Origin of the sequence: Mycolicibacterium xanthum, assembly GCF_019710635.1 — a bacterium.
Classification (GTDB): Bacteria; Actinomycetota; Actinomycetes; order Mycobacteriales; family Mycobacteriaceae; genus Mycobacterium; species Mycobacterium xanthum.
The window spans coordinates 34,250-51,292 of the sequence record NZ_JAIFZS010000055.1 but is presented as its reverse complement, the minus strand read 5'-3'; the positions used below and the strand labels follow the sequence as shown (position 1 = coordinate 51,292).

General features: G+C 69.5%; 15 protein-coding genes. 14 read left to right on the top strand and 1 reads right to left on the bottom strand.

The window, feature by feature from the left end; translation table 11 throughout:
- The first annotated feature begins 11 nt into the window (after window positions 1–11).
- The 10 genes from JDV09_RS20275 to secA all read left to right on the top strand — a co-directional run bounded on the left by JDV09_RS20275 (window position 12) and on the right by secA (window position 11,945).
- Complete coding sequence (locus JDV09_RS20275) at window positions 12–650, top strand: dTMP kinase (protein ID WP_221370928.1); 639 nt, start codon at window positions 12–14, stop codon at window positions 648–650.
- A 96-nt stretch (window positions 651–746) separates the two neighbouring features.
- The gene (locus tag JDV09_RS20270; protein WP_221370927.1) at window positions 747–1,448 is read left to right on the top strand and encodes a hypothetical protein; all 702 of its coding nucleotides are present in this window, start codon (window positions 747–749) and stop codon (window positions 1,446–1,448) included.
- Window positions 1,449–1,548: 100 nt separating this feature from the next.
- Window positions 1,549–2,235: a two-component system response regulator MtrA gene (gene mtrA / locus JDV09_RS20265; protein ID WP_221370926.1), complete on the top strand. Its 687-nt coding sequence runs from the start codon at window positions 1,549–1,551 to the stop codon at window positions 2,233–2,235.
- An 85-nt stretch (window positions 2,236–2,320) separates the two neighbouring features.
- A complete protein-coding gene (gene mtrB, locus JDV09_RS20260; protein WP_221370925.1) occupies window positions 2,321–3,991 on the top strand; it encodes an MtrAB system histidine kinase MtrB in 1,671 nt (556 codons plus the stop codon).
- Window positions 3,988–5,754: an MtrAB system accessory lipoprotein LpqB gene (lpqB, locus tag JDV09_RS20255; RefSeq protein WP_308124184.1), complete on the top strand. Its 1,767-nt coding sequence runs from the start codon at window positions 3,988–3,990 to the stop codon at window positions 5,752–5,754. Before mtrB ends, lpqB begins: the two co-directional genes overlap by 4 nt.
- Window positions 5,755–5,812: 58 nt before the next feature.
- Window positions 5,813–6,265 carry a QcrA and Rieske domain-containing protein gene (locus JDV09_RS20250; protein WP_221370924.1) on the top strand — a complete coding sequence of 151 codons (453 nt, stop codon included), beginning with the start codon at window positions 5,813–5,815 and terminating at the stop codon, window positions 6,263–6,265.
- Between the two features lie 232 nt (window positions 6,266–6,497).
- On the top strand, window positions 6,498–7,337 hold the full coding sequence (locus JDV09_RS20245) for a type IV toxin-antitoxin system AbiEi family antitoxin (protein WP_221370923.1): 840 nt from the start codon (window positions 6,498–6,500) through the stop codon (window positions 7,335–7,337).
- Between the two features lie 94 nt (window positions 7,338–7,431).
- Window positions 7,432–8,058 (top strand): ComF family protein, encoded by a 627-nt coding sequence (locus tag JDV09_RS20240; RefSeq protein ID WP_221370963.1) that lies wholly within the window; start codon window positions 7,432–7,434, stop codon window positions 8,056–8,058.
- A gap of 285 nt (window positions 8,059–8,343) precedes the next feature.
- Window positions 8,344–9,030, top strand: a complete 687-nt coding sequence (hpf, locus tag JDV09_RS20235) for a ribosome hibernation-promoting factor, HPF/YfiA family (protein ID WP_221370922.1) — start codon at window positions 8,344–8,346, stop codon at window positions 9,028–9,030.
- A 113-nt stretch (window positions 9,031–9,143) separates the two neighbouring features.
- Window positions 9,144–11,945: a preprotein translocase subunit SecA gene (gene secA, locus JDV09_RS20230; RefSeq protein ID WP_221370921.1), complete on the top strand. Its 2,802-nt coding sequence runs from the start codon at window positions 9,144–9,146 to the stop codon at window positions 11,943–11,945.
- A gap of 180 nt (window positions 11,946–12,125) precedes the next feature.
- Here secA and JDV09_RS20225 read toward each other — a convergent pair whose 3' ends face one another.
- Window positions 12,126–12,617, bottom strand: coding sequence for an Rv3235 family protein (locus JDV09_RS20225; protein WP_221370920.1), 492 nt, complete (start codon window positions 12,615–12,617; stop codon window positions 12,126–12,128).
- Between the two features lie 194 nt (window positions 12,618–12,811).
- Here JDV09_RS20225 and JDV09_RS20220 point away from each other — a divergent pair, with 194 nt between their 5' ends.
- The 4 genes from JDV09_RS20220 (at window position 12,812) to JDV09_RS20205 (ending at window position 16,996) form a co-directional block, all read left to right on the top strand.
- Complete coding sequence (locus JDV09_RS20220; RefSeq protein WP_221370919.1) at window positions 12,812–14,221, top strand: WS/DGAT/MGAT family O-acyltransferase; 1,410 nt, start codon at window positions 12,812–12,814, stop codon at window positions 14,219–14,221.
- 123 nt (window positions 14,222–14,344) lie between these two features.
- Window positions 14,345–15,145 (top strand): polyphosphate kinase 2, encoded by an 801-nt coding sequence (gene ppk2 / locus JDV09_RS20215; RefSeq protein WP_372452984.1) that lies wholly within the window; start codon window positions 14,345–14,347, stop codon window positions 15,143–15,145.
- 118 nt (window positions 15,146–15,263) lie between these two features.
- Window positions 15,264–15,767, top strand: a complete 504-nt coding sequence (locus tag JDV09_RS20210; RefSeq protein ID WP_372452980.1) for a DUF6912 family protein — start codon at window positions 15,264–15,266, stop codon at window positions 15,765–15,767.
- Window positions 15,768–15,853: 86 nt separating this feature from the next.
- Window positions 15,854–16,996 carry a ferredoxin reductase gene (locus JDV09_RS20205; RefSeq protein ID WP_221370917.1) on the top strand — a complete coding sequence of 381 codons (1,143 nt, stop codon included), beginning with the start codon at window positions 15,854–15,856 and terminating at the stop codon, window positions 16,994–16,996.
- Window positions 16,997–17,043 lie beyond the last annotated feature (47 nt).

The following is a 17,043-nucleotide window of genomic DNA, read 5'->3' as shown; positions in this document are numbered from 1 at the left end:
AGGCTCGCCGCGTGCTGATCGTCATCGAGGGAGTGGACGGCGCGGGCAAGCGCACCCTGACCGACGGGCTGAGGTCGGCGTTCGAGGAAGCCGGGCACTCGGTGGCCACCCTGGCGTTCCCGCGCTACGGCGCGTCGGTGCACGCCGACCTGGCGGCCGAGGCACTGCACGGCGGCCACGGCGACCTGGCGCAGTCGGTCTACGCGATGGCGGTGCTGTTCGCGCTGGACCGGTCCGGTGCGCGCGCCGAGATCGACCACCTGACGTCGACGCACTCGGTCGTCATCCTGGACCGCTACGTGGCGTCCAACGCCGCCTACAGCGCTGCCCGCCTGCATCAGGGCGTCGACGGCGAGGTGGTGGCCTGGGTGCGCGACCTCGAGTACGGGCGGCTGGGGCTGCCGGCGCCGGACTGGCAGGTGCTGCTGGACGTGCCGACCGAACTCGCCGCCCAGCGCGCGGTCAACCGGGCCGCCGAGGAGGCCGACCGGGCCCGTGACGCCTACGAACGCGACGACGGGCTGCAGCGGCGCACCGGGGCCGTCTACGCCGGTCTGGCCGCCGTGAACTGGGGTGGACCGTGGGCGGTGGTGCCGCCCGACGTCGACGCCGAGTCGCTGGCCCGACGTTTGCTGAAGGGTGTTCGCTGATTGGTGGCGGAACGCCGGGCCGACGCGTAGGCTCCAGTCGGGGGGTGTCCGCGAATCGCTTCCCGGACAACGAAGCACAAGCTCATAGGGGGGTCTATGGCAGTCGGACCGCGTTCCCGTGCCGAGTTGCTGGCGGTGCTGGACGATCTCGTCACCTGCGTCAGATCGGCCAACGAGCGGTTTGACCAGGGCAAGTTCCTCGAGGCTCGCGGCCTGGCGGGCTACGTGCGTCGCCTGCTGCACCAGAGCGGCGAATCGCAGGCCCTGATCGGTCAGCTCGGCCTCGAGGACGACCTCACCTGGGTGGACACCGCCGGCGTGCCCAACCCGAAGACCACGTCGGCGGCGGCCTGCCTGACCCTGATGCGGATCCGCACCGGGGTGCCTGGTGGCGGCAGCTATGTGCCGAAGCTGGCGATCTACCCGCCGGCGCCGATCCGCACCCGCAGCGGCGGGCACATCGAACGCGGCTCCCGGATACCGTTCGAGCACTGGTGGACCAACCCGGTGGTCAAGGACGACGACGGCGAGCAGTACTCGCGCAAGCAGCTGGTGCTGGCGCTGGCCGGCCAGAACGACCTGGAGAGCCGGGAGGCGTTCGAGACGCTGGCCGACAGCAGGTCGCTGGGCTGGGTGCTCTCCGGCGGCGCCGCGGTGGCGCGGGCCCTGGACGCCAGCCCGGTGATCGCCAGCGTCCGCCAGATCGGCTACGAGGTGCTGGCCTCGATCAGGCAGCAGCGCGACATCATCGACGCGGCCGTCGACGAACCGATCGTCATCCACACGCTGTCGGCCTGACCCGTCGGGTCACCTATTCGGGGCGAAACCGGCCGGTGGCCCGGTAAACACACCCAACACTCCGTGTGGTAGACGCGGTTTATCGCGATCTGGTGACACCATGGACACCATGAGGCAAAGGATCCTGGTCGTCGACGACGACCCTTCGCTCGCCGAGATGCTCACCATCGTGTTGCGCGGCGAGGGTTTCGACACGGCGGTCATCGGCGACGGCACCCAGGCGCTGACGGCGGTGCGCGAGCTGCGGCCCGATCTGGTGCTACTGGATCTCATGCTGCCCGGCATGAACGGCATCGACGTGTGCCGGGTGCTGCGCGCCGACTCCGGGGTGCCGATCGTCATGCTGACCGCCAAGACCGACACCGTCGACGTGGTGCTCGGCCTGGAGTCGGGCGCCGACGACTACGTCATGAAGCCCTTCAAGCCCAAGGAGCTCGTCGCGCGGGTGCGCGCCCGGTTGCGCCGCAACGAGGACGAGCCGGCCGAGATGCTGTCGATCGGCGACGTCGACATCGACGTCCCGGCCCACAAGGTGACCCGCCAGGGCGAGCAGATCGCGCTGACCCCGCTGGAGTTCGACCTGCTGGTGGCGTTGGCGCGCAAACCGCGCCAGGTGTTTACTCGTGATGTGCTACTCGAACAGGTGTGGGGCTACCGGCACCCCGCGGACACCCGTTTGGTGAACGTGCACGTCCAGCGGTTGCGAGCCAAGGTCGAGAAGGATCCGGAGAACCCGCAGGTGGTGCTCACCGTTCGAGGAGTGGGATACAAGGCCGGACCCCCGTGACCTGGCACGGCTCGGCCGTGGGCGTGACCCGGCACGGCCGGCCCGGGGACATCAGCTGGCACGGCCCGCCCGGGGACGCGCACCGATGATCTTCAGCTCGCGGCGGCGCATCCACCGCCGGTCGGCGCCACTGGTCCGGGGCATGGCGGCGCTGGGCCGAGCAATGGGCCAGGCGTGGCGGCGGTCCCTGCAGCTGCGTGTGGTGTCGTTGACGCTGGGGTTGTCGCTGCTCGTCATCCTGGTGCTCGGGTTCGTGCTGACCAGCCAGATCACCGACCGCATCCTCGAGGTCAAGGTCGGCGCCGCGACCGAGGAGATCGAGCGCGCCCGCACCACCGTCAGCGGCATCGTCGGCGGCGAGGAGACCCGGTCGCTGGACAGCAGTCTGCAGCTGGCCCGCAACACGCTGATCGACCGCAAGGCCGATGCCGGCTCGGGCCTGGCCGGAACCTTCGACGCGGTGCTCATCGTGCCCGGCGACGGGCCGCGGGCGGCCACCGCGGCCGGCCCGGTCGACCAGATCCCCAACACGCTGCGCGACTTCGTCAAGGCCGGACAGGTCAGCTACCAGTACTCCACCGTGCACACCGACGGCTTCTCCGGCCCCGCGCTGATCATCGGCAGCCCGACCGTGTCCGCCGGGTCGACGGTGACCAACCTCGAGCTCTACCTGATCTTCCCGCTCAACAGCGAGCAGTCGACGATCTCGCTGGTGCGCGGCACGATGGCCACCGCCGGCGTGGTGCTGCTCGGCCTGCTGGCCGCGATCGCGATGCTGGTCGCCCGCCAGATCGTGCTGCCGGTGCGCTCGGCGTCGCGGATCGCCGAACGGTTCGCCGAAGGCCATCTCACCGAGCGGATGCCGGTGCGCGGCGAGGACGACATGGCCCGGCTCGCGGTGTCGTTCAACGACATGGCCGAGAGCCTGCACCGCCAGATCACCCAGCTCGAGGAGTTCGGAAACCTGCAGCGGCGCTTCACCTCCGACGTCAGCCACGAACTGCGCACCCCGTTGACCACGGTGCGGATGGCCGCCGACCTGATCCACGACCACGCCGAGGAACTCGACCCCGCGCTGCGCCGCTCCACCGAGCTGATGGTCGACGAACTGGACCGGTTCGAGGGACTGCTCAACGACCTGCTGGAGATCTCCCGCCACGACGCCGGCGTGGCCGAGCTCGCCGTCGAGGCCATCGACCTGCGCTCCACCGTGCGCAGCGCGCTGAACAACGTCGGCCACCTCGCCGAGGACGCCGGCGTGGAGATGGTCGTCGACCTGCCCGACCAGGAGATCATCGCCGAGGTGGACACCCGCCGGGTGGAGCGCATCCTGCGCAACCTGATCGCCAACGCGATCGACCACGCCGAACGCAAACCGGTGCGCATCCGGATGGCCGCCGACGCCGACACCGTCGCGGTCACCGTCCGCGACTACGGCGTCGGCCTGCGCCCCGGTGAGGAGAAGCTGGTGTTCAGCCGGTTCTGGCGCTCGGACCCGTCACGGGTGCGCCGCTCCGGGGGCACCGGGCTGGGCCTGGCGATCAGCATCGAGGACGCCCGGCTGCACCAGGGCAGGCTGGAGGCGTGGGGCGAACCGGGCAACGGGGCGTGTTTCCGCCTGACCCTGCCGCTGGTGCGCGGCCACAAGGTCACCAGCAGCCCGCTGCCGGTCAAGCCGGTCGACAAGCCCGCCAACGGTGGCGCCGCAGGCCGGCGCCCCAGCCGGGAACGTGAACCCGCCGGGGAGAGCGTGTGACCCGCGCGCGTGCGCTCGCGGCGTTGCTGTCGGCGCTGCTGCTGGTGCTCGCCGGCTGCGCCGGGGTGCCCACGTCGTCGTCGCCGCAGGCGATCGGCACCGTCGGGCGACCCGCCCCGCCGAGCCTGCCCAAGCCCACCCCGGGCATGGACCCCGACATCCTGCTGCGCGAATTCCTCAAGGCCACAGCCGATCCCGCCAACCGCCACCTGGCCGCGCGGCAGTTCCTCACCGAGTCGGCGTCCAACGGCTGGGACGACGCGGGCAGCGCGCTGCTGATCGACAACGTGGTGTTCGTCGAAACCCGGCAACCGCAGCAGGTTTCGGTGACCATGCGCGCCGACATCCTCGGATCGCTCTCGGACATGGGGGTTTTCGAGACCGGCGAGGGTGCACTGCCCGACCCCGGGTCCATCGAGCTGGTCAAGACCTCAGACGGCTGGCGCATCGACAAGCTGCCCAACGGGGTGTTCCTGGACTGGCAGCAGTTCCAGTCCACCTACAAGCGCAACACCCTGTACTTCGCCGACCCGACCGGCAAGACCGTGGTGCCCGACCCGCGCTACGTCGCGGTGTCCGAACCCGACCAGCTGGCCACCGAACTGGTCAGCAAGCTGATCGCCGGTCCGCGCCCGGAGATGGCCAAGACCGTGCGCAACCTGCTCGACGAGCCGCTGAAGCTACGCGGTCCGGTGACCCGCGCCGACGGCGGAAAGACCGGCGTGGGCCGCGGTTACGGCGGGGCGCGCGTCGACCTGGAGAACCTGTCCACCACCGACCCGCACAGCAGGCAGCTGCTGGCCGCCCAGATCATCTGGACGCTCAACCGGGCCGGCATCGACGGGCCCTATGTGATCAACGCCGACGGCGCGGCGCTCGACGACCGGTTCGCCGAGGGCTGGACCACCGCCGACGTCGCCGCCACCGATCCGGGCGCCGCCGACGGTGCGGCCGCCGGGCTGCACGCGCTGGTCGGCGGCTCGCTGGTCTCCCTCGACGGTCAGCGCGCACCCCGGGTCACCGGCTCGTTCGGCCAGATCACCGGCCAGACCGCGGCAGCGTTGTCGCGCTCCGGGCAGGAGGTCGCCTCGATCGTCACGCTGCGGCCCGGCGCACCAGACATGGCCTCGACGCTGTGGGTGGGGCCGCTGGGCGGAAACGCCGCCCAGGTGATGGACGGGCGCAGCCTGAGCCGGCCGACCTGGTCGCTCGACGATGCGGTCTGGGTCGTCGTCGACGGCATCAACGTGGTCCGCGTCATCCAGGACGCCTCCGGGCAACCGGCCCGCATCCCGGTCGACTCCACCGCCGTGGCGACCAAGTTCCCGGGCGTCATCGGCGAGCTCCAGCTCTCCCGCGACGGCACCCGCGCGGCGATGGTGATCGAGGGCCGGGTCGTCCTCGCCGGCGTCGAGCAGACCGAGGGCGGCGGCTACGCGCTGACCTTCCCGCGGCGGATCGGCTACGGGCTCGGCAACACCGTGGTGTCGCTGTCCTGGCGTACCGGCGACGACATCGTCGTCAGCCGCACCGACCCGCAACACCCGGTGTCCTACGTCAACCTCGACGGGGTCAACTCCGACGGGCCGAGCCGCAACCTGCTGATGCCGGTGACCACCGTGGCCGCCAACCCGTCGACGGTGTACGTCGCCGACGCGCGTGGTGTGCTGCAGCTGTCCGCCTCGGGGGCGGACGCCGACACCGGGTGGACCGACGTGCGGCCGTTGACGGTTGCGGGTGCGGAGCCGGTGCTGCCTGGCTAAGACTGGACGTGCCGTCGGTACAGCCCACCGGCGGCCAACCCCCAGAAAGGTGCTCTGCATGGACATCGACGAGGTGAAGGTTCCCCGCAAGACCGTGATCGCGGGCGCGGGAGTCGGCTTGGCGGCGGTGACGCTGGCGGCCTGCTCGAGCGGCAGCGAGTCGGGTTCGTCCAGCTCGAGCGAGTCCAGCTCGAGCGAGTCGAGTGCGGCCGGCGAGTCGAGTGCGGCGGCCGGGGAGCCCCTGGCCACCACCGCCGACGTGCCGGTGGGCTCCGGGGTCATCGTCGGCGAGACCGTCGTCACCCAGCCGGTGGCCGGCGAGTTCAAGGGTTTCTCCGCGGTGTGCACCCACCAGGGATGCCTGGTCAACGAGATCGCCGACGGCACCATCAACTGCCCGTGCCACGGCAGCAAGTTCAACCTGGACGGCGACGTGGTCAACGGTCCGGCGGAGAAGCCGCTGAATCCGGTCGCGGTCACGGTGGAGGGCGACAACATCGTCGCGGGGTAGGGGAGGCCCTCGCGCCGGGCGTTGGGTTTTGCCGCCCGCGGCGTGTCGGGCGCCCGGCTGCCTCGACCCCGCCGCGTCCCCCGCGCGCCGCCGCGTCGCCTCGCGCCGCGTCGATCGCCGAGTGTGAATTGGCTGCGATTTCCAGCCCGACTTTTCGTAGTGGGTTCACACTCGGCGAGCGGTCGTAGGTCGTCGGCGCAGTGCTGTCGTACCGGCTCGGCACACTGCCGTCATGGGGGATCCATTCATCGGCAGTGAGGCAGTACGCGCGGCCCGGCTGACGCCGTATGCACTGCGCAGCCGCTACCGGGCGGTGCTACCCGACGTGTACCTGGCAGCCGGCACCGGGATCACGGCCGTCACCCGCGCAAAATCGGCGTGGTTGTGGACGCACCGGGGCGGCGTCATGGCAGGCCGTTCTGCCGCGGCCCTGCATGGCGCCCGCTGGGTCAACGCCCGCCGCCCCGCCGAGGTGTATTGGGACAACCGGCACGCGCCCCGCGGTGTGCGGGCTTGGTCGGACCGCGTCGCCGACGACGAGATCGAGATCGTCAAGGGTATTGCGGTGACGACTCCGGCCCGCACCGCGCTCGACATCGCCTGCCGGTACCCGGAGGACGAGGCCGTGGTGGCCATCGACGCGCTCGCCCGTGCCACCCGGCTCAAGGTCGCCGACGTCGAGCTGCTCGCGCAGCGGCACAAGGGCCGGCGCGGCATCCGTCGGGCCCGCGCGACGCTCGACCTCGTCGACCCGGGGGCAGAGTCTCCGCAGGAGACCCGTGTCAGGCTCCTGCTGATCCGCAACGGATTTCCCCGGCCGGAGACCCAGATCGCGGTCTATGACGGGGGTGGCGGGCTGGTCGCTGAACTGGACATGGGATGGCGGGACGTGATGGTCGCGGTCGACTACGAAGGCGATCATCACCGGCGGACCCGCCAACAGTTCAACAAGGGCATCCGTCGTCACGATGCCGTCACGGAACTGGGCTGGGACGACATCCGGGTGACGTCGGCCGACACCGATGGCGGCGTCATCGCCCGGGTGGCCGCGGCGTGGGAGCGCCGAGCGTGAACGCAGTGCGACTTTCTGGCCGCAAACTCGCAGTGGATTCACACTCGGCGGGGCGGGGTCCGGCGACTGGCGCGCCCAACGGAGGTCCGTGAGCGTGCTGGATCTGGTGTTGCCGCTGCAATGCGGCGGCTGCGGTGCCCCCGCGACGGCCTGGTGTCCGGCGTGCGCGAAGGAACTCGAGGTCGGGCCGGACCAGCCGCACGTGGTCAGTCCGCGATTGGACCCCGGCGTTCCGGTGCTGGCGATGGGCCGCTACGCGGGCGCCCGGCGGAACGCAATCGTCGCGGTCAAGGAGCACGGCAGAGCCGACCTGATCGCACCGCTGGCCGACCACCTGCGCGCGGGCCTGCAGCGCCTGCTGACCTGGGGAATCCTGGAGACCCCGCTGACCGTGGTGCCCGCTCCCACCCGCCGGTCCTCCGCCCGCCGGCGCGGCGGCGACCCGGTCACCCGCATCGCACGCCTGGCCACCCGGGGCCCGGGTTTGGAACTCGCGCCGGTGCTGTACCTGCGCCGGTTCACCCGCGACTCCGTGGGGCTTTCGGCGGCCGAGCGGCAGCGCAACGTCAGCGGCCGGGTCCGGCAGCGCGGCGCGGTGCAGGGCCCGGTGGTGATCGTCGACGACGTCGTGACCACCGGAGCGACCGCCGCCGAGTCGGTCCGAGTGCTGCAAACCCGCGGAACCGGGGTGCTCGCCGTGCTGACGCTGGCTAACGCGTGAGCACGATTACCCGCAGATCAATCGGGCGTGAAGAACTGAAAACAGGTGTGACGAATTGGTGGCACGACGGGGTGAACACGGACTACCGTCGGCACCAACCATCCGTGAACAGCTCACGGCGGCGCTCCGAACAGGAGACGCCGGTATCGCGCCAGCGGTAGGAGGTGAGTAGTCGACACCTTGCACCGGTGAAGGGCGCGACCAGGTATGCCCCGTCGGTGCGACTTCTTCCCTTGCCGGGCACGCATGGGCGTGCGTACGTGAAAGAGAATCGAGTTGCCAAGCATGTCAAGTTATTCCGCGGACTCAGACAGCACGATGGTGGTGGACCCGAGCAGCGCACCGGAAACCTCGCAACCCTCCGCAAACGCCGAGGTGGTGGTGAAGGGCCGCAACGTGGAGGTACCCGACCACTTCCGTACCTACGTCGCAGAGAAGCTGTCCCGCCTGGAACGATTCGACCGCACCATCTACCTGTTCGACGTCGAGCTCGACCACGAGAAGAATCGGCGGCAGCGGAAGAACTGTCAGCACGTCGAGATCACCGCCAAGGGCCGTGGCCCGGTCGTGCGCGGAGAGGCCTGCGCGGACAGCTTCTATGCCGCCCTGGAGTCGGCGGCGAACAAACTCGAAGGACGGCTGCGCAAGAGCAAGGACCGCCGCAAGGTCCATTACGGCGACAAGACGCCGGTGTCGCTGCACGAGGCCACCTCGCTCAGCCACCTGGATGAGGCGTTCACCATGCCCTCCACACCCCCCGCCGCGCCGGCCGAGCACGTCGACGACCACGAGCCGGGGCGGATCGTGCGCACCAAGGAACACCCCGCCACCCCGATGACCGTCGACGACGCGCTCTACGAAATGGAGCTGGTCGGGCACGATTTCTTCCTGTTCCACGACAAGGACAGCGACCGGCCGTGCGTGGTCTACCGGCGCCACGCCTACGACTACGGGTTGATCCGGCTGGCCTGACCAAACGGCCGGATCCGGTCCGGCGCGCAAGGTGACGGTTTGCGCGCCGGAGACCCCCGTACGATGGTGTCCGTCCACCGGTGACGACCCATCGACGAAAAAGGGTAAGAAGCGTGCTCTCGAAGTTGCTCCGTCTCGGCGAAGGCCGCATGGTCAAGCGCCTCAAGGGGGTGGCTGACTATGTCAACACCCTGTCCGACGACGTCGAGAAGCTCTCCGACGCCGAACTGCGCGGCAAGACCGACGAGTTCAAGGCCCGGGTCGCCGACGGCGAAGACCTCGACGATCTGCTCCCAGAGGCCTTCGCGGTGGCCCGCGAGGCGGCCTGGCGGGTGCTCGACCAGCGCCACTTCGACGTCCAGGTGATGGGCGGGGCCGCCCTGCACTTCGGCAACGTCGCCGAGATGAAGACCGGTGAGGGCAAGACCCTGACCGCGGTGCTGCCGTCCTACCTCAACGCGCTGTCCGGTAACGGCGTGCACGTCGTCACGGTCAACGACTACCTGGCCAAACGTGACGCCGAATGGATGGGCCGCGTGCACCGCTTCCTCGGCCTCGAGGTCGGCGTGATCCTGTCGCAGATGTCGCCCGACCAGCGCCGCGCCGCCTACGCCGCCGACATCACCTACGGCACCAACAACGAGTTCGGCTTCGACTACCTGCGCGACAACATGGCGCTGCGCCTGGAGGACTGCGTGCAGCGCGGCCACAGCTTCGCCATCGTCGACGAGGTCGACTCGATCCTGATCGACGAGGCCCGCACCCCGTTGATCATCTCCGGGCCGGCCGACGGCGGCTCCAACTGGTACACCGAGTTCGCCCGGCTGGCCCCGCTGATGGAGAAGGACACCCACTACGAGGTGGACATCAAGAAGCGGGTCGTCGGCGTGCACGAGCTCGGCGTCGAGTTCGTTGAGGACCAGCTGGGCATCGACAACCTCTACGAGGCCGCCAACTCGCCGCTGATCAGCTACCTGAACAACGCGATCAAGGCCAAGGAGCTCTTCGAGCGCGACAAGCACTACATCGTGCGCAATGGCGAGGTGCTCATCGTCGACGACTTCACCGGTCGCGTGCTGATGGGCCGGCGCTACAACGAGGGCCTGCACCAGGCCATCGAGGCCAAGGAGCACGTCGAGATCAAGGCCGAGAACCAGACGGTCGCGACGATCACGCTGCAGAACTACTTCCGGCTCTACGACAAGCTGGCCGGGATGACCGGTACCGCCGAGACCGAGGCCGCCGAGCTGCACGAGATCTACAAGCTCGGCGTGGTGCCGATCCCGACCAACAAGCCGATGATCCGCGAGGACCAGTCCGACCTGATCTACAAGACCGAAGAGGCCAAGTTCATCGCGGTCGTCGACGACGTCGCCGAACGCTACGAAAAGGGCCAGCCGGTGCTGATCGGCACCACCAGCGTGGAGCGTTCGGAGTTCCTGTCCCGGCAGTTCCAGAAGCGACGCATCCCGCACAACGTGCTCAACGCGAAGTACCACGAGCAGGAGGCCGGCATCATCGCCGAGGCCGGCCGACGCGGAGCCATCACGGTGGCCACCAACATGGCCGGCCGCGGCACCGACATCGTGCTGGGCGGCAATGTCGACTACCTGCTGGACCGGCGGCTGCGCCAGCGCGGCCTGGACCCGGTGGAGACCGCCGATGATTACGAGGCTGCCTGGCACCAGGAACTGCCGCAGGTCAAGGAGGAGGTCGAGGCCGAGGGCAAGGACGTCGTCGCCGCCGGCGGGCTTTACGTGCTGGGCACCGAGCGTCACGAGTCGCGCCGCATCGACAACCAGCTGCGCGGCCGCTCGGGCCGGCAGGGCGACCCGGGGGAGTCGCGCTTCTACCTGTCGCTGGCCGACGAGCTGATGCGCCGCTTCAACGGCGCCACCCTCGAAGCGCTGCTGACCAGGCTGAACCTGCCCGACGATGTACCGATCGAGGCCAAGATGGTCTCGCGTGCCATCAAGAGCGCGCAGACCCAGGTCGAGCAGCAGAACTTCGACATCCGCAAGGAAGTCCTCAAGTACGACGAGGTGATGAACCAGCAGCGCAAGGTCATCTACGCCGAGCGCCGCCGCATCCTGGAGGGCGAGAACCTCGCCGAGCAAGCCCACCAGATGCTCACCGACGTCGTCACCGCCTACGTCAACGGCGAGACCGCCGAGGGTTACTCCGAGGACTGGGATCTCGAGAAGCTCTGGGAGGGGCTCAAGCAGCTCTACCCGGTGGCCATCGACCACCACGACCTGATCGACTCCGACGCCGTCGGCGAGCCGGGTGAGCTGACCCGCGACGAACTGCTCGACGCGCTGATCACCGACGCCGAGCGGGCCTACGCCGAGCGGGAGGCGCAGATCGAGTCGATCGCCGGCGAGGGCGCGATGCGTCAGCTCGAGCGCAACGTGCTGCTCAACGTGCTGGACCGCAAGTGGCGCGAACACCTCTACGAGATGGACTACCTGCGCGAGGGCATCGGCCTGCGCGGCCTGGCCCAGCAGCGGCCCGAGGTGGAGTACGCCCGGGAGGGCTACGACATGTTCGTCGGCATGCTCGACGGCATGAAGGAGGAGTCCGTCGGGTTCCTGTTCAACGTCCAGGTCGAGGCCGCGCCGGCCCCGGCCGTCGCCCCGGTGGCCGCACCGTCGGGCCTCGCCGAGTTCGCCGCCGCGGCCGCGGCCAACGCGCAGCAGGAGGGCGGGGTCGCCACCAAGGAGCGGACCTCGTTGCGCGCCAAGGGAATCGAGGACGAGTCGACGCCGCTGACCTACTCGGGGCCGTCGGAGGACGGCTCGGTGGAGGTCACCCGCTCCGGCGGTGGCGGGGCCAAGCCGGCGGGCGGAACGCGGCGGGAGCGTCGCGAGGCGGCCCGACAGCAGACCCGGCAGGCCAAGCGCAGCCGCCGCTAGACGCAGCGTGACCCGTTGGGGCTGCGTTCAGGGCGGGAAAGTTCGAGTAGCCACCAGCGTGACCCGTTGAGACTGCGCTCAGGGCGGGAAAGTTCGAGTAGCCGCCGCCGTGGGTGCAGTCCGAACGAGGCCCAGCGGTCTGAACGAGGCCCAGCGGTCTGAACGTTCCCGCCGCTGACATCAGCCGATCTGCAGCGCCACTAAGCGCCAGCGGTCGCGGTGCGGCTCGATGCGCGCAGCGACGGCGTGCACCCGTCCGGCGCGGACGAACGTCGCGAACACCTCCGCCGCGGTGGGCTCGCCGCCGGTGTCCACACCGCGCACCCGCACCCGGCGCAGTGTCGCGCTGCCGCGCTGTGGTGTGCCCGCGCGCCCGATGACGTAGTCGACCAGCACCGGGGTCATCAGCCGGCGTAGCTGCGCGACCGGCCTGCGCCGGTCGATCACCTCGATCACCTGCCGCAGCGCGGTCTCGGCGAAGACCACCGCGGCCCGCGGCGGCGGTGTTTCGCGGGGCCGGTGGACACGCCGCGGACGACGGTGCAGCGACGCAGGTAACGGCCCCGGGCAGGGCGGGTCGGCCTGCGGGCTCACCGGTGCGGGCTCGTAATCGATGACCGGGGCGGTCGTCCACAGGGCGGACTGGTCCGGCGAGATCGGGGATGCGGTCATCAATGTTCTCCAGCGATCGACGGGTCCGCGGACGGCGTCGCGCGGGGGGATCTGCTGGAGAGGAGCAGACCACCCCATGATCGCACGCCCGTCGGACCCCGGAGCGCACCCGTTGTGCGCGGGTACGGAATCTGCGGATAACGTGTCGGGGTCTGACCGTTCGGGTCGGGGAACTCGAGGGAGGCGGCACCGCAGTGGTGACCAGGTTGTCGGCGTCTGACGCGTCGTTCTACCGGTTGGAGAACTCGTCGACGCCGATGTACGTCGGGTCACTGCAGATCCTGCGCAAACCCCGCAACGGGCTGAGCTACGAAACCCTGCTCGAAACCGTCGAACACCGGCTGCCGCAGATTCCCCGCTATCGGCAGAAGGTGCGGGAGGTGAAGTTCGGGCTGGCCCGGCCGGTGTGGATCGACGACCGTGACTTCGACATCACCTACCACATCCGTCGCTCCGCCCTGCCGTCGCCGGGCAGCGACGCCCAGCTGCACGACCTGGTGGCGCGGCTGGGGTCGCGGCCGCTGGACAAGTCGCGGCCGCTGTGGGAGATGTACCTGGTCGAGGGGCTGGCCAAGAACCGGGTCGCGATCTACACCAAGTCGCATCAGGCGCTGGTGAACGGCATGACCGCGTTGGAGATCGGTCATGTGATCGCCGACCGGACCCAGAAACCGCCGGTGTTCGGTGAGGACATCTGGATCCCGGCACGCGAACCCAGCGACCGCCGACTGCTGATGGGCGCGCTCGGTGAATGGATCACCGGGCCGAGCGCCCAGGCCGCCGCGGTGCGCTCGGCGGTCCGCGAGACCGTGACCAACAGCGAGCAACTGCTCGATCTCGGGCGCCGGGTCGCCGACATCGCCCGCACCGCCGCCCGCGGCACCGCCCCGAACAGCCCGCTGAACACCAGGGTGTCGCGCAACCGCCGTTTCTCGGTGGCATCCGGCAGCCTCGACGAGTTCCGGATGGTGCGCGGTCGATACGACTGCGACATCAACGACGTGGTGCTTGCGGTCGTCGCCGGCGCGCTGCGCAACTGGCTGTTGTCCCGCGGGGAGCCGGTGACCTCGACGACGACCGTGCGTGCCATGGCCCCGATGTCGGTGTACCCCGATGCCGACATCGACTCGACCAGCCCCGGCCAGGCGATCAGCGAGGTGTCACCGTTCCTGGTGGACCTGCCTGTCGGGGAGGCCAACGCGGTGGTGCGTTTGTCGCAGATCACCCACGCCACCGAGTCGCACTCGACGGCGGCCAGCCTCGTCGACGCCCGCACCATCGTGACGCTGTCCGGGTTCGCCCCGCCGACGCTGCACGCGATGGGCATCCGGGTCGCCACCAGCTTCTCGGCCCGTCTGTTCAATCTGCTGATCACCAACGTGCCTGGCCCGCAGAAGCAGATGTACGTCGCGGGCACCAAGCTGCTGGAGACCTACGCCGTTCCGCCGCTGCTGCACAACCAGGTGCTGGCGATCGGCGTCACGTCCTACAACGGCATGCTCTACTTCGGGATCAACGCCGACCGGGATGCCATGAGCGACGTCGACATGCTGCCCGGCCTGCTGCGCGAATCGCTGGAGGAGTTGGTCGACGCCGCGCAGTGAGTTTCGGCTGAGTTCCTGGTCAGGCCGGTGAAATCGCGGTGAACAAACTAAGATTTGCGGGTGGGCAAGAAGGAGTCCGGCGACACCGCTGAGAAGAAGGCCGGAAAGAAGAAGCGCAAGAAGATCGCCAACGACATCTACGAAGCCGAACTGTTCCGTCTCCAAACGGAATTGGTGCGGCTTCAGGAGTGGGTCCGGGAGACCGGCGCCCGCGTGGTGATCGTCTTCGAGGGCCGCGACGCCGCCGGCAAGGGCGGCACGATCAAACGGATGACCGAATATCTGAACCCGCGCGTCGCCCGCATCGCCGCGCTTCCGGCACCGTCGGATCGTGAACGGGGCCAATGGTATTACCAGCGCTACATCGCCCATCTGCCCGCCAAGGGCGAGATCGTGCTTTTCGACCGGTCCTGGTACAACCGCGCCGGCGTCGAGAAGGTGATGGGGTTCTGCACCCCGGCCGAGCACATGCTGTTCCTGCGCCAGACGCCGATCTTCGAGCAGATGCTGATCGACGACGGTGTGCTGCTGCGCAAGTACTGGTTCTCGGTGTCCGACGACGAACAGCTGAAGCGGTTCCGGTCGCGGATGAACGACCCGGTGCGGCAGTGGAAGCTCAGCCCGATGGACCTGGAGTCGGTGTACCGGTGGGAGGATTACTCGCGCGCCAAGGACGAGATGATGGTGCACACCGACACCCCGCTGAGCCCGTGGTTCGTCGTCGAGTCCAACATCAAGAAGCACGCCCGGCTGAACATGATGGCGCACCTGCTGTCCACCATCGACTACCACGACGTGCACGTGCCGAAGGTGAAGCTGCCGACGCGGCTGGTGTTCACCGGTGAGTACCAGCGCCCGCCGCGCGAGCTGTCGACCTACGTGCCCGACCACGTCGCGACCCTGATCGGCGACGTCAATCAGTAACCGGTGCTCCTCGCGTGCGCGGTGACGTTTTCGCTCCTCGCGTGCGCGGTGACGTTTTCGCTCCTTGCGTGCGCGGTGTCTTCATCTGCTCCTCGCGTGCGCGGTTACCCTTCCTCTCGTGCGTGTCTTCGTCCCGGTCACCCTCGCCATGCTGCAGCAGTTCGTCGCCGACGCCTCGCTGCGTCCGGTGAACGGGACGGCATTCGCGGTGACCCCCACGCTGCGCGAGGCCTACTCGCACGGTGACGACGACGAGCTGGCCGATGTCGCACTGCGCGACGCGGCGCTGGCGTCGCTGCGGCTGCTGGCCGACGGCGCGACCGGGGAGTTGCCGCCGCGGCGGGCGGTGCTGGAGGCCGACGCCGACGACGCCGAGGTCACGCTGCGGCCCGACCTCGACGACGCCGTCGTTCGGGTCGCCGGCGCGATCCCGCTCGACCGGGTGATCGCCGCCTATGTCGACAACGCCGGGGCCGAGCCGGCGGTCGAAGCCGCGATCGAGGTGATCGATGCCGCCGACCTCGGGGACGAGGACGCCGAGCTCACGGTCGGCGATGCGCAGGACCACGACCTGGCGTGGTACGCGCCACAGGAGCTGCAGTTCCTGCTGGAACTGCTCTGAAGGGCTGGATACGGCACCGTAAGTTACGGTACCGTAGGTTGAGCGCGGCCCTCGGGCTGCAACCAGATCCCCGGGCAGGAGCCGCCATGGCCAAGAACTCCATCAAGACGACGGCCAAAGTGGTCGACACCATCCGACCCACCATCGCCGGCGCGAAGGACAACCCCGGCTGGCACGCGCTGCGCACCATCGCCGGCCGGATCACCACCCCGCTGCTGCCCGACGACTACCTGAAGCTGGCCAACCCGCTGTGGTCGGCGCGCGAGCTGCGCGGCAAGGTGGTCGAGGTGCGGCGCGAGACCGTCGACTCCGCCACCCTGGTCATCAAGCCCGGCTGGGGGTTCTCGTTCGACTACGAGGCCGGCCAGTACATCGGCATCGGCCTGCTGGTCGACGGCCGGTGGCGCTGGCGGTCCTACTCGCTGACGTCCAGCCCGATCTCCAGCAAGGGCTCGAAGACGATCACGATCACGGTCAAGGCCATGCCCGAGGGGTTCCTGTCGACGCACCTGGTCGGCGGGGTGGAGGCGGGCACGATCGTCAGACTCGCTGCGCCGCAGGGGAACTTCGTGCTGCCCGACCCGGCGCCCGCGGCGGTGCTGTTCCTCACCGCGGGGTCGGGGATCACGCCGGTGATGGCGATGCTGCGTACGCTGGTCCGCAGGGGTCAGCTCGGCGATGTCGTGCACGTGCATTCGGCGCCCACCGAGGCCGACGTGCTCTTCGCTGCGGAGCTGTCGCAGCTGGGATACCGCAACGAGGGCTACCGGCTGCACCTGCGGTCGACGCGGACCGAGGGCAGGCTCGACCTGGCTCGGCTCGACGACGTGGTGCCGGATTGGCGCAAGCGCCAGACCTGGGCGTGCGGTCCGGAGGCGATGCTCGTGGCGGCCGAACGAACCTGGACCGACGCCGGCCTGGCCGAGCGGCTGCACCTGGAGCGGTTCGCCGCCGCCAGGACGGCCGCGCACGGCAGCGGCGGCACCGTCGAGTTCGCCCGGGCCGGGCGGTCGGTGACCATCGACGGGGCGACCTCGCTGATGGACGCCGGCGAGCAGGCCGGCATCCAGATGCCGTTCGGCTGCCGGATGGGTATCTGCCAGTCGTGTGTGGTGGGTCTGCTCGACGGGCACGTGCGCGATCTGCGGACCGGGGCCGAGCACGAGCCCGGCACCCGGGTGCAGACCTGTGTCTCGGCGGCATCGGGGGATTGTGTGCTCGATGTCTAGGCTTTACCGGGTAGTAACCTACGGAGTCGTAGGTTACGCTAGCGTAG